At 64.3% G+C, this 12442-nt stretch carries 11 protein-coding genes, 1 tRNA gene and 1 pseudogene; 5 read left to right on the top strand and 8 right to left on the bottom strand.

Annotation, left to right across the window (positions count from 1 at the left end):
- Positions 1 to 3 precede the first annotated feature (3 nt).
- Positions 4 to 183, bottom strand: a complete 180-nt coding sequence (locus ABEI27_RS03280) for an HVO_2753 family zinc finger protein (RefSeq protein ID WP_081927459.1) — start codon at positions 181 to 183, stop codon at positions 4 to 6.
- Positions 184 to 228: 45 nt separating this feature from the next.
- Entirely contained in the window at positions 229 to 1488 is a 1260-nt protein-coding gene (locus ABEI27_RS03275) for a tripartite tricarboxylate transporter permease (RefSeq protein WP_375797984.1), read from the bottom strand.
- A 124-nt stretch (positions 1489 to 1612) separates the two neighbouring features.
- Here ABEI27_RS03275 and radB point away from each other — a divergent pair, with 124 nt between their 5' ends.
- A complete protein-coding gene (gene radB, locus ABEI27_RS03270; protein ID WP_375797983.1) occupies positions 1613 to 2305 on the top strand; it encodes a DNA repair and recombination protein RadB in 693 nt (230 codons plus the stop codon).
- 36 nt (positions 2306 to 2341) lie between these two features.
- On the opposite strand, the gene ABEI27_RS03265 is transcribed toward radB, so the two are convergent.
- Positions 2342 to 3487: a CBS domain-containing protein gene (locus ABEI27_RS03265; protein ID WP_375797982.1), complete on the bottom strand. Its 1146-nt coding sequence runs from the start codon at positions 3485 to 3487 to the stop codon at positions 2342 to 2344.
- Between the two features lie 294 nt (positions 3488 to 3781).
- Between ABEI27_RS03265 and ABEI27_RS03260 the strand changes: the two genes are divergently transcribed.
- A complete protein-coding gene (locus ABEI27_RS03260) occupies positions 3782 to 4501 on the top strand; it encodes a metallophosphoesterase family protein (RefSeq protein WP_375797981.1) in 720 nt (239 codons plus the stop codon).
- Between the two features lie 292 nt (positions 4502 to 4793).
- Here the strand turns inward: ABEI27_RS03260 and fer are convergent, their stop codons facing one another.
- Complete coding sequence (gene fer, locus ABEI27_RS03255; RefSeq protein ID WP_375797980.1) at positions 4794 to 5534, bottom strand: ferredoxin Fer; 741 nt, start codon at positions 5532 to 5534, stop codon at positions 4794 to 4796.
- Positions 5535 to 5700: 166 nt separating this feature from the next.
- Here fer and ABEI27_RS03250 point away from each other — a divergent pair, with 166 nt between their 5' ends.
- Positions 5701 to 5892 carry a hypothetical protein gene (locus ABEI27_RS03250; RefSeq protein ID WP_375797979.1) on the top strand — a complete coding sequence of 64 codons (192 nt, stop codon included), beginning with the start codon at positions 5701 to 5703 and terminating at the stop codon, positions 5890 to 5892.
- A gap of 95 nt (positions 5893 to 5987) precedes the next feature.
- Here ABEI27_RS03250 and ABEI27_RS03245 read toward each other — a convergent pair whose 3' ends face one another.
- Both ABEI27_RS03245 and ABEI27_RS03240 read right to left on the bottom strand, forming a co-directional pair.
- The gene (locus ABEI27_RS03245) at positions 5988 to 6680 is read right to left on the bottom strand and encodes a type 1 glutamine amidotransferase domain-containing protein (RefSeq protein ID WP_375797978.1); all 693 of its coding nucleotides are present in this window, start codon (positions 6678 to 6680) and stop codon (positions 5988 to 5990) included.
- A 76-nt stretch (positions 6681 to 6756) separates the two neighbouring features.
- Positions 6757 to 8670, bottom strand: coding sequence for an ABC transporter ATP-binding protein (locus ABEI27_RS03240; protein WP_375797977.1), 1914 nt, complete (start codon positions 8668 to 8670; stop codon positions 6757 to 6759).
- 454 nt (positions 8671 to 9124) lie between these two features.
- On the opposite strand from ABEI27_RS03240, the gene ABEI27_RS03235 reads away from it, so the two are divergent.
- Positions 9125 to 9439: a hypothetical protein gene (locus ABEI27_RS03235; RefSeq protein ID WP_375797976.1), complete on the top strand. Its 315-nt coding sequence runs from the start codon at positions 9125 to 9127 to the stop codon at positions 9437 to 9439.
- A 249-nt stretch (positions 9440 to 9688) separates the two neighbouring features.
- Here the strand turns inward: ABEI27_RS03235 and ABEI27_RS03230 are convergent, their stop codons facing one another.
- Together ABEI27_RS03230 and ABEI27_RS03225 are read right to left on the bottom strand one after the other, a co-directional pair.
- A complete protein-coding gene (locus tag ABEI27_RS03230) occupies positions 9689 to 11506 on the bottom strand; it encodes a hypothetical protein (RefSeq protein ID WP_375797975.1) in 1818 nt (605 codons plus the stop codon).
- Between the two features lie 286 nt (positions 11507 to 11792).
- A tRNA-Val gene (locus ABEI27_RS03225) sits at positions 11793 to 11867 on the bottom strand.
- Positions 11868 to 12167: 300 nt separating this feature from the next.
- Between ABEI27_RS03225 and ABEI27_RS03220 the strand changes: the two are divergent.
- Positions 12168 to 12442 (top strand): annotated as a pseudogene (locus ABEI27_RS03220) (anthranilate phosphoribosyltransferase); the annotation flags it as partial.

The following is a 12442-nucleotide window of genomic DNA, read 5'->3' as shown; positions in this document are numbered from 1 at the left end:
CGTTCAGGGTCCCATAAACCCACAGTCGGGGCACTCATAGAGGTTGCTCTGTTTTCGACACTTCGCACACCGCGAGATCTCGTGGCCACAGTCCGGACAGTTGAACGTCGCCGCGCTCATGCCGGAGATGTTGATGCCACAGGACACGCACTGTCGGGCGTGTCGCTGTTCGGACTGGCTCATATCCTACAGGACCCGGGCGCGACTTTTAACGGTTGTCTTTCCCGGTCACCCGAGGATGATCGGCCCGAACAGCACCCCCATCAGATGAACGCGCCTCGCCCCGAGTCGCGGGGGCACCAATCCCACGAGCGTCGCGAGACAGAACACGGCACCACCGAGCGCGCCCGCGAACGCGACCGAGAGCGCACCGAGTAGACAGAGAACCGAGAGGACGAGAGGCCGACGCGGCAGCCGACGGACCGCGCTGAGATACCACTCGCCGAGCGTTACCAGGAGCACGACACCGACAGCAGCCGCAACTACGAGCGTGGCAAACAGCACGACTGTGTCGGTCGCTGCGGGGACAGCGTCGCCACTGCCGTCGGTCAGAAGCGTCTCGGCGGCGACAGTCACGCCGCTGCGGGGAGCGCCGAGGACGACGAGCGAGGCGACAGAGAAGACCGCCGTCGCCGTGTCGGCGCCGCTGGTAGCGACGACATAGGGGCGGTCTGTGCCCCGACCGGCGGGTCCGTCCCCGCCAGCGCCTCCGAGCGCTAGCACGGCCGCGACACCGGCCGAGACGCCCGGGAGATAGCCGACGAGTGCGCCACCGCCGACACCCGCCAGCGCGGCGCGGAGCGTTGACCGCCGCGACAGGCCGAGTCTTGTCCCATCCTGCGGCGGAATCGCGCCGCGGGCGTCCAGCGCGTCGAGCAGGATCGGCGCGCCGAACAACCCGGCGAACAGCGGCGCGAGCATCGAGGCCGCACCCGAAGACGACAGCGGACCGCTCGCCGGAAGATCCAGCGTCAGGAGTCCGAGCAGCGTCGCCGCACACAGCGAGAGCAGGCCGCCGACGCGACTGCGCCGTGTCGGTTCTGCGAGGATCAGCAATGCGGCGACCAGCGTGAGCAAGGCCGGCAGCGCGGCGAGCAGCCAGGGACGGCCAGCCCCGATCAGGCGGGCGAGCGGCAGCGCGACAGCCACCGACGCGACGAGTGCGATCCCGCTACCGAGCGCGGAGAGCCGGATCGTCTCCCGACCGCGACCCGCAAGAACGAGCCGGTGTCCGGGTAGCGCGCCCGTGGCAGTCGCTGCGTCGGGAACCCCGAGGACCAGTCCGGGAACGATCGAGAGAAACGTGTGAACTACGCCCGCCGCGAGAACGGCGGCCACGACTGCGATCGGCGGGCCCGGGAGTTCGGCGGCCACGCCCACTGCCACGAACGCGACGCTGTTGACGTGCAGCCCAGGAACTAGTCCGGTCACCGTCCCGGCCCCGATGCCGAGCATCGCGTACGTCAGTGTCGTCGCCGCGGTGTCCATCACCGGGGATGGTCCCACCTTCGTACTTCAATGCTCGGCGTCGCGGGCGGCTCGATCTACTGCGGTCGCCGGCCGACTCCGACAGACCGGGGGGTTTTTCGTCGGAGACGACGGAGAGTGGCGCGTGACCGACGCACTCACCACGGGGTGTCGAGCGCTCGACGATCTACTGGGCGGGGGGTTCGAGCGCGGCACCGTTACGCAGCTCTACGGGCCGCCCGCGGCCGGGAAGACGAACGTCGCCCTATCGGCCGCCGTGCGCGTCGCCGCCGAAGGCGAGCGCGCTGTCTACATCGACACTGAAGGACTCTCGATCGATCGCTTCCACCAACTCGCCGCGGCCGTCGCCGAGGGCGAATCCGTCGAAGACGTCACCTCCAGACTCATCGTCTCGGAGGCACACGACTTCGAAGAACAGGAGGAGGCCGTCCGCGACACCGAGGAGTTCGCCCCGCGCGTCGACCTGATCGTCCTCGACAGCGCGACCGGCTTCTACCGCCTCGAACGCACTGGCGACACCGACGCCGGCGACTCGCTCCGTCGGGTTGCCAGTCAGGTTACCCACCTGCTCTCGCTCGCGCGGAAACACGACCTCGCGGTCGTCATCACGAATCAGGTGTTCACCGATCCCGACAGCGACCGCACCCGGGCGCTGGGCGGCCACACTCTGGAACACTGGACGGGGGCAGTCGTGCGACTGGAGCGCTTCCGCGGCGGCAACCGCCGTGCGACGATAGAAAAGCACCGAGCAAAGGCTGTCGGCGACAGCGTGACCTTCGAGATTACCGACGAGGGAATCGAGAGCACCGATCGATAACGGGCGGCGCACGAACCCCCGGTGCGGGCGAGTCTATCAGAGTTCGCCGAGTTTCCGGATGAGTTGCCCGCGGTACTTCTCGTCGGCGTTGAGTCCCTTCATTTCGAGGACGTTGCGTTCGAGTTTGTCGAGCGCAACGTGGAACCCGTGTTCCGCCCCGTAGCCCTCTCCGCTGCCTGCGACCTGTCCGTGACTGGTCCGAAGGCGGATCTGACACTGGATCAGTGGCGTGCCACGGAGTTTCTCCTTGTGTTCGTGGAGGCGCACGTGCGCGTGAAGCACCTGCATCTGCTGGTACTTGTCGACGACCGTCGTGATCGATTCGACGATCTCTGAACGGGTGAGCGTCTCCAGCAGCCGGACGTTGGTGATCTGGACGTCCATACTCTCCTCCTCGGTGAAGGTCAGCGCGCGCAGCACGTCCGTCTTCGTGACGATCCCCCGGACCAGGTCGTCGTTCTCGTCCGGCGTCACGACGAGTCCGGAGAGGTCGTTTTCGAACATCCGCTCGACCGCGACGTCGACGGTCTCGGCGGGCGTGGCCGTGACGACCGGCGACGACATCAGGTCGTACACGGGCAGATCGAGCATCCGGTCGATGTCACCGCGTCGGTCACCGCGCCCCTGCCGGTCGTCGTCCCGAACGACGAACTCCACGAGGTCGTGGGTGGTCACGATCCCGGTGAGTCGCCCGGAGTCCTCGTCGACGACTGGCAGCCGCGAGATGCCGTGTTCGCGGAGTTTGTTTATCGCCTGCCCGACGTGGGACTTTTCGCCGATGTTGACGACGTCCTCAGTGTAGATGTCTTCGACGCTGATGGCGTCTAGACTGTCGAGAACGGCTTGGAGGATTGCGTCGCTGACGACGATGCCGTAGAGTTTCTCGCCCTCGAAGACGGGCGCGATCTGCACGTCGCCCTCGACGAGCATCCGCGCGGTCTCGCGGACGTCTTCGTGACGGTCGACGCGCGGTGCGGACTTCATCACCACGGAGGCCTTCGTGTCGTCTTCCATTCGGGAGCGTACGAGCTGCTTCTCGCCGATCACACCGGCGTAGTCGCCGCCTTCCGTGACGACGATCCCGCGGGGGTTCTCCCGTTCGAAGATCGCACGGATCTTCCCCAGTCGCTTGCCGGCATCAACTTCAACGAAATCAGGAGTGGCAATATCAGTAATATCCATAATGGAGTAGCCTCCTGCTTGACGTAAGCCGCCGGCTGTATTGAAAGTTCGTCCCGTTCTCTCCTCTCTGTGAAGCCGGATCGGTTATCGCGTAAATCACTGTTTATCACCCCCCAATACTTCCGTCTTCGGTGCGACGAGGGCCAGACGTCGAATCGCTGCAGCGAAATATGTACGGTAATATAGTCATTCGTAACAACACTGAGGATTCATAGCAACCATTTACGAGGGACCGTTCGACGGCCCTATATGGAAACCGGACCGACTTCGGACCGAGGTGCCGGGGCCGCGGATATGGATGACAGGCCACTGACGATGCTTACGGAGGACCACTTCCACCCGTCGGTCGCCGCGCGCCACCGGCGGATCGACGCCGCCCTGTGGGACGACATCTACGTCGTCGGCGACGTCCACGGGTGCATCGACGAACTCCGCCGACTGATGGACGCGCTAGATCCGAGCGAAGACGATCTGGTCGTCTTCGTTGGCGACCTGGTCCGCAAGGGTCCCGACAGCGAGGCCGTCGTCGAGTACGTTCGCTCCCGGGACAATCTGCTGTCGGTCCGCGGCAACAACGAGGACAAACTGATCCACAATCGCAAGGAGCTAGACTGCCTCAGCGCGGCGGACGAAGCCTATCTCGAATCGCTTCCGGTTGCGCTCTCCTGGGAGGACGCGCTGGTGGTCCACGGTGGCGTGGATCCGGCTCGCCCGCTCGCAGAGCAGGACACTGCCTCGCTGCTGAACTGCCGCTCGCCGGCGGGAGGGGGGTACGGCGGCCCCTTCTGGTTCGAAGGATACCGCCAGCGACCGCGCGTCTTCTTCGGCCACACTGTCCTCGCAGAACCGATTCAGACCGAGTGGGCAATCGGGCTCGATACGGGATGCGTCTACGGCGGTTCGCTGACGGCGTATGATTACTATCAGGACCACTTCGTGAGCGTGCCAGCGGCCGAAACGTACGAGGAGCGTGCCGATCGGAAAGTGCTGGAGCCCGAGAACGTGGACATCTGAACGGCGGAGCCGGTCGGCGGATCCTCGGTACACGGCGACGCTGATCAGCAGTCCGTCGGTGAACGGCGTTATGTGCTCCAGTGATCCGGTCGAGCCAGTCGGCGGCTGTCGGTTCGACGGTGCGATTTTTGAGTTGCCGGACTGCGATATGCGGATACCGGTGAGTCACGACGTTAGGGCTCGAACTTCCCGTACTCTCGTCTCTCTACTCTCGAGGTCCCGTTATTTCGTTTCTCGAGAGTTTCTGCCGACCGAGGTGGCCGATCGGTACGGGCATTCCATCGAACCCAGGTCAGTCGTCCGCGCGGGCGTTTCCGAACTGCTCGGCGGGCAGCCGCAGTTCGGCCAATCCGGGCAGGTGCTCGATGTTGAATACGACTTGGAGGTCGTCGGTGACAGGCTGGCCGATGCAGGAGAGACGGATGCCACGTTCTCGCATCTCGTCGGTCAGAATGGTGCTCACGGGCATTTCCACTTCGCCGTCGACGACCGCGACGGCGCAGTTCGCACACGCGCCGCCGCGACACGCGTATGGCCACGAGAAGCCATATCGCTCGGCGGCCTCAAGAAGTGATTCGCGCTCCTCGACGACGAGGATGCCGTGACTATCGACGTCGAGGTCCGCGGCCTCGGCTTTCTCGAAGAGGTCCTCGTCAGTCAGTTCCCAACCCTGCGCTTCGACGACCCCGTAGTCGAGGTACTCGACAGTCGGGCCGAGGGTCTCTGCCCCCGGGTCGTCGACTCCGTCGTCGTCCGCTTCGGGCCGTTCGGATGAGCCTTCCCTGGCACCCCCGTCGTCGGCTCGGGTGCCTCCCGGAGTAGTATCCGACGAGCGCTGGCGGCCATCCGTCCCGAAGGTCGATGGGTCGTGACCGGCCGAGAGATGTTCGTAAGCCCGTCGAACGCGCTTGAATTCCACCAGCGACCCGCCGTGGTCGGGGTGAGCGCTTTTCACCCGTTCCCGGTAGGCTCGAACGACAGCGTCCTCTTCGGCGTCGGGGTCGATACCGAGTACGTCGTACGGCGACTCCACGAACCAGGCTTAGGAGATGACGGGAATAAGTCCTCCCCTCTGCACCGGGGGAAGAACAGCACCAACAATGGGGTGTGATCCCACTACTCGACCGGGTCGCGACTGGTGGATCAGTATGGCTTTTCACTGATTGCACCACATCATACGTCTGTCTCAAAAGACGGTGGTGACAATCGCGACGCTTCCAGAGAGCAGTATCGCAGCGACAGATGACGCCGAAGTCGACTACAAACTCCGCACGGCACTGCAGTTGCTCGACGTCGTCGAGACCCGTGAGGAGCGCGCGATCGACCGCCTCGCAGACGGGACGTTCGACGACGACCTCCGCGAGCGACGCGGTGACCTCGGATATCTGTAGAAGCGGTTGCAACTGATTACACAGCCGATCGCACGCGGTCGTGCGATCGAGTGAGCGAAGACTTGCAAACGCCCCTGGGCGCTCTGGCTCTCGTTTCAGGCCGGGCGTTCGACCCCCAGCTCGGCGAGCAGCGTTTCGGCGGCGTCCTTCGAGGATCCGGGGCCGCGGGCGGTCAGCAGGTCGCCGTCGACAGTGACGCTCGTTTCGGCGTCGAGTTCGGCGTCCCAGTTCGCGCCGGCGGCCTTGACCCCGTCTTCGACCCAGTACGGGAGCTTGCGACCGTCGGGCATCCGACCCTGCTCGTCGACGATGCCGTCCTCCCATTCGTTGGGGAAGCCCGTCACGTCGCGTCCGTCGACGAGGAACGAACCGTCGCTGGTCCGAGTGAACGCGAGAATGCCCACTGCGTGACAAACGACGAGCGCTTTGCCGTCCTCGCCCGAAACCGCGTCGCGAAGGATTTCGCGGGCATCGCTGTCTTGATTGATATCCCACTCCGTTCCGTGCCCGCCTGGATACACGACAGCGTCGTACCCGTCCGCAGACACCGACGCCAGCGGGATCGGATCGTTCAATCGCGGGTCGTTCTCGTCCACCGATCGAATATGCGAGGAAATCTCCTCACCGACGCTGTCGGGGTCCACCGACCGTTCGTCCACGACCGGCGGGTCGCCCGTGGGCGTAGCAACGGTGATGTCAAACCCCGCCTCGTCTAAGATCTCCAGCGGTTCGATGCACTCTTCGCCCCAGTAGCCGCGTTCGCTGACGATGAATAATGCGCTTGGCACGCTCACAATACGTGTCTCCAGCCATTAAAACCGTACCGAGCGACCTGAGACGGGTGAGGCCCGCAGTCGGCCCTGGTTAGTCGGTCGCGTCGGCCACTTTCGTGTCGTCTACCTGGGCGTCCCACAGAGCAGCGTACTCGCCCGAGCGGGCCAGCAGCCGATCGTGGGAGCCGGATTCGACGATCTCGCCGTCGTCGAGCACGACGACCCGGTCGGCGTCTCGGATAGTCGACAGCCGGTGGGCGATGACGAACGCGGTCCGGTCTTCGATCAGTCGGTCGATGCTCTCTTTGATCTCCTCTTCCGTCTCGGTGTCGACGTCGCTGGTCGCCTCGTCGAAGATGATAATCGCGGGGTCGTTGAGCAGCGCTCGCGCGATGGCAATCCGCTGGCGCTGCCCGCCGGAGAGTTTGATCCCGCGTTCGCCGATCTGCGTGTCGTACCCCTCCGGGAGCCCGGAGACGAACTCGTGGGCCGCTGCGGCCTCCGCGGCCGCGACCACCCGCTCGCGCCCCGCCTTCGCGTCCCCATCGCCGCCCTCTGCGGCCAGCACCTCGCTATCGCCGTAGGCGATGTTCTCGGCGACAGTCCCCGAGAAGAGGTAGGGGTTCTGTTCGACGACCGCGATCGAGTCCCGGAGCGCCTGGAGATCGTACGTCCGAACGTCGCGGCCGTCGACGGTCACCTGTCCGTCGTCGACCTCGTGGAGGCGGGGGACGAGTTTCACCAGAGTCGACTTCCCCGCGCCGGTTGCCCCGGCGAGTCCGATGGTCGCTCCAGCGGGCACGTCCAGCGACACCGACTTCAACACCGGCTTCCGGTCGTCGTAGCCGAACCATACGTCCTCGAACGCGACGTCACCGCTGATTTGGTCGGGAACGTACGGGTCCGCGGGCTCCGTGACCGTCGGCTCCTGTCCGAGAAGCCCGAAGACCCGCTCGGCGCTGGACTTCGCCAGTTGGTATTTGTTCGCGGACCGGCCAATCCGACGCATCGGGGAGTAGAGCCGCCGCAAGTAGAGGAAGAAGGCCGCGAAGGCACCCGTCGAGATCAGCGCCGCCTCGCCAGGCGGCGTGGTGATGATCGCTCGTCCGCCCACGAATAGGATGAGCACGAACACGACCCCCGTGAGCAGCCGAAGCGTCGCGAAGAACCCGCGGCGAATTCGGAGGGCCGCCACCTTCTTGTCGTGGTACGCGTCGCTCCGCTCTGCCACCCGGTCGCGCTCGAAGGCGTACCGGTTGAACGCCTTCACGACGGCGACGCCCCCGAGGTTGTTCTCCAGCCGCGTGTTGAGCCGGGCCACCGTTTCCCGGAGAGACTTGTACCGTGGCTCGATCCACCGGAGGAACACCGCGCTCGCTATCCCGATAATCGGGACCGGCGCCAGGGCGATGAGCGCCAGCGTCGGGGCGTAGTACCACAGCACGGCCGCGATCCCGCCGACGGTAGCGACCACCCGAATCAGTTGGCGGAACTCGGTGTTGAGGAACTGTTCCAGGCGGTTGATGTCGCTGTTGAGGATCGACATCATCCCCCCAGTTTGGTGGTTGGCGAAGAAGTCCATCGAAAGGTGCTGAAGATGGTCGTAGGTATCGTTCCGGAGGTCCCGCTGGATCTTCTGCGCCGACGACTGGAGGAGGTACCGCGACCCGAAGCGGGTGACCGACCGGAGCAGGTACGCCAGCGCCGCAATGACGATCAGTTGCTGGAGGAACGCCAGACGTGCGGCCTCCCCGGTGATCGCACCGCTGGGTAACAGCCCCGCCTCGGTCAGCAGTCCGGAGTCGGCCGATCCAAGCACGACTCGGTCGATCGTGGTTGCGATGATGACTGGCGGCACCAAGCGGGCGAACCGTGTCAGCATTGCCGCGAGGACGCCGAGCGTGATCCGCGGCCAGTACGGTCGAGCAGAGTCAAGTAATCGGCGCATCGGGTGGCCGTCGACGGAGTCGCGGATGTCCGTGAACCCGCCGTCGGCGTCGCTCACCGGGCCACCACCCGGATGCAGGCAGATCCGTCTTCACGCAGTCTGAGTCCGGCAGTCATAGTACACGTAGACGGAAGTACGCGCCCGACGAACCCAAACCTGTTGTTTCGTTCGTGTCGGGGAAGCGGTCGATCACCGGCGGCTGGGAGTGATGTGTGTAGCCCGGGGAGTAATACGGAGTCTATGGAAGTTCGGACTGTCGTGTTCGCTTGCCAACCTTACGAAGACACCACCCTTTGACACCGTTGTAGCGGCCCCTGGCGGAGCCTCCGAGTGCCGTTGCTGGTCTCACGCGAGGATCCCCTGGACCGGTCCCCCTCCAGCACTGGCAACCCCCGCCCGCTGCGAACCGGCCCACAAACCCACTCACAGGTGGAAGTCAGCGTTCGATGGCGATTAACGGCGCAGAACCGATCGATTTAGACGGATCGCGTTCCCACTTATCGATATCGAAATGTCCGAGAGCGTTCGCGGCGAAGTGCTCCACGTCGTGTCTCCGACTGAGGCCGGCGATCACGAACTCGAACCGGCACTCGAGGAGTTGGCGGCCTCGCGGTCTATCCTCGTCTGTCGTCGCGGTGGTGCCCCGTCGCTTCTGGAACTCCTGTGGGCGCTCCTCCGCCGTGACCCTATCGAGCCAATGACGATCGTCGCCGATCTGGGAGGCGAAACAGTCGCAGAAGGCGACGAGATCACCGCGCAGGTCGCGGATACGGAGCTCACCGGCGTTTACACCGCGGTAGGTCCGGTGACCGTCGAGTCGCTGTGACTCTGGCTATGGTCGATTAGGGAGACTCCCGCCGCCGATACCATCGAAATCCAAACAAAACTGACGCTTGACGAGGGCCGCACAGTCCTCAAACCGGCGGACACGTCGCTGTCGGACGTGGTCAAGATCCGGATATGCCTCCGGACACCGACGATATGCTCACGCCGGACGCCGCTAACGCCGGTTCGCCGACGGCATCCCGCCCCTGAACTGCACGGAGCCAGCAGTGGAACCTGCTCCACTGCCGTGTCAGGCGGTTGCAGTCGTCTCGTTCGTCGTGGTTTCGTTTGTCGCGGTCTCGTTCGTCGCAGTCCCGTTGGTGACTGTCACGCGATCGTCGTCAGGGGGCACAATCGAAGTGTCCTGCCCGGATCTGACCGGGATCCGCTCGGTCACCTCACCATTCTCGTCGGTGATGACGATGTAGTAGATGACCTCGCCGTCGGAGTCCCTGCCGTCGTCCGGTGCGTTCTGGCTCCCGTCGGTCGTCGAGTCGTCGACTTCGCCACGGATGAACGCCCGGGTTTCGTTGTCGGTCTGGACTGCGATTGCCGTCCCGGAGTCGGCGTTCACGAACACGTTCCGGGTCACGTCGGTGAAGTCGGTGGGCGAGACCTTGATGTGCCACCAGAGATCCTCGTCGACGATCACCGGCACAGGCTCGGTGACAACGAAGTTCTGCCCCCAGTTGGTCTGTGAGTCCTCGGAACGGGCGATTCCCATCGCGCGTTCGGGCCCAGTGAGCGTCTCGCGGTCGGTGCCGAAGAATGTGTACTCACCAGTCTCGGCGTTGGCGAACCACACTTCGTCGAGCCCTCGGCTGTCTTGGCCGTACGGCTCCATCGCCGTCACGTACGACAGCTGCTCGCCGGCCAGATCGATGATGAACGGCTGTCTGTTGTCGGCACCGGGCGGGAGGTCTGCGATCTCGATTTCACCCTTGTGAGCGCCAACTGCAGGCAGTTGGTTCACGATCCCGTTGCGATAGCTCAGCGACCCCATTTCGGCTCGCGTGAGCGAGACGGGGTAGAGCCGCTGGCCGTCGACAATCTCGCTTTGCTGCGCTTCCTCGGGCGTCAGGTGCTGGATCTCCCCGTCGGGGAACACCAGAGCGCCGCCGTCCCACACCGGGACCGTATGCGGGAACGGGGTCAGCCGCCACTCGTGGCCGGTCTTCGGGTAGTACATATACGGCGTGCCGTTGTACGTGAACTCCACGGCGTCGTCGGTGTACCGCGAGAGGTAATCGGTCTTCTTGAGTTGCCAGTCCGCCGACCGGTGGAGGAACATCCCCTCGCCGTAGGTGAACTGCGTGTCGTCGAACGTCTCGGTCCGGCGATCGTCGATCCGGGTCATATCCGAGAGCAACACCCCCCGCTGGTTCAACAGAAGCGTATTTCGGAACCCGTCGGGTTCAATCGGATAGGACCACGCCAGTGACCCGTCTTCGCGTCTGGCGATGTCGCTCGTCCCCAGTCGGTGTTGTCGGTAGGAAACCTCCCCGCGGGTGGTGATCTCGGAGACGCGCCGGGGGACGACCCGCGGGTTCTCCGGATTGGCCTTGGGGAAGTTCTGGACCTCGGTGGCGTCGGCCATCGTCTCTTGGGCTAGACTGCGCTGTTCGAGCGTCCCGCTGACTCCGCCAACGAGGAACGAGACCGCGATCAGGATCCCAACGATCACGGCCAGCAGTTGGATTTTCGCCCCCGCAGCGCCGTCGCTCGACCCCGACAACTCTTCGAACGGGTCGAAGTCGTCGGAGATCACGGTGGGGTCGTTGGAGCCGTTAGACCGGGAATCCTCCGAGCTGAGCCGATCAGGCGGCAGATACCAGAGGACGATCGCAGCGAGGCTTCCGCCGCCGACCACGAGGAGGCCGGTCGGCGAGTACATCGCCGAGTAGACGAGCCCGTGCCAAATAGGCCGCGTGAGGTACCCAACAGCGAGCACCGCGAGCAGAAGTAGCGTTCGGAACCCAAAGTACAGGAGTGTGTCCCGATCCGGACCGGGGCCATCGGTCGGTGGGACCTGTTCGGAACCGCCGTCAGACTTCGGCTGTTTTCCCATCTCTGCCGCCGATAAGGGCCCAGTACGTATACGATGCCGGGTCTGAGAGAAAGCCGTCGTTCGGGGCCTGCAAGGGTTTACTTACAATTATTCGCCGTAATTGTGCTTTCGGGCTGGGAACTGATCGCCACTATCGAAGGTGTCACCGCAGAACTCGCAGACCGCCTGCACGTCGTCGTTCTCTACCATTGGCGATGACTTCACGCACCTACTCGATGAGGACTCACAGTGACGAAGGCGCTGGAACAGAGCAGCGACTACGCGGTTCGGTTGTAGTATAAGAGAGTGGGTTGGGGCGAATTTGAATCGCCGGCCTCCTCCATGTCAAGGAGGTGTCATAACCTGACTAGACCACCAACCCGCCTGTGGCATCCGTCACACTCGTTCGTGTGTACTCATTGATTTCTGGGGGGTACAATTGAAGCTTTCGTTTCGTGGATCGGACGCCGTCTGCCGGTTTTCTCGTTTGCGAATGTGTTACACATCCACCTCTCGCTGCAGTGAACTGGAAAGATACGGTCACCGAGCGTCGAGGGGGCGTATGCACGTACCGAGGCAGTGTGCCGGTCACTCACAACGATTCCGGTTCCGCACTCCGATAACCTTATACAGATGAACGGATTTGTTCACTACAACACGAAGACGTACATCGGTGACCACGATGACACTCCAAGACTACATCGAACGCGCGACGGACGGCGGGGATCTGACGCAGGACGAGGCTCGAGAGGCGGCCAGCGCGGTCTTCGAGGACGCGACCGAGGCCCAGATCGGCGCGCTCCTCGCCGCGCTCAGGGCCAAGGGCGAGACCGAGACCGAGATCGCGGGCTTCGCGCAGGGGATGCGCGACGCCGCGCGCACGATCGATCCCGACCGCGACCCGCTGGTCGACACCTGCGGGACCGGCGGCGACGACTACGACACGATCAACGTCTC

This window comes from Halobellus sp., assembly GCF_042218505.1.
Lineage (GTDB): Archaea > Halobacteriota > Halobacteria > Halobacteriales > Haloferacaceae > Haloquadratum.
This window is presented reverse-complemented; position numbering and strand designations above follow the sequence as displayed.

Excerpts from the sequence above, each read along its gene's own strand:
- ABEI27_RS03280 (WP_081927459.1), bottom strand. The coding sequence starts at position 183 with ATGAGCCAGTCCGAACAGCGACACGCCCGACAGTGCGTGTCCTGTGGC.
- ABEI27_RS03275 (WP_375797984.1), bottom strand. The coding sequence starts at position 1,488 with ATGGACACCGCGGCGACGACACTGACGTACGCGATGCTCGGCATCGGG.
- ABEI27_RS03265 (WP_375797982.1), bottom strand. The coding sequence starts at position 3,487 with ATGGATATTACTGATATTGCCACTCCTGATTTCGTTGAAGTTGATGCC.
- ABEI27_RS03260 (WP_375797981.1), top strand. The coding sequence starts at position 3,782 with ATGGATGACAGGCCACTGACGATGCTTACGGAGGACCACTTCCACCCG.
- ABEI27_RS03235 (WP_375797976.1), top strand. The coding sequence starts at position 9,125 with ATGTCCGAGAGCGTTCGCGGCGAAGTGCTCCACGTCGTGTCTCCGACT.
- ABEI27_RS03230 (WP_375797975.1), bottom strand. The coding sequence starts at position 11,506 with ATGGGAAAACAGCCGAAGTCTGACGGCGGTTCCGAACAGGTCCCACCG.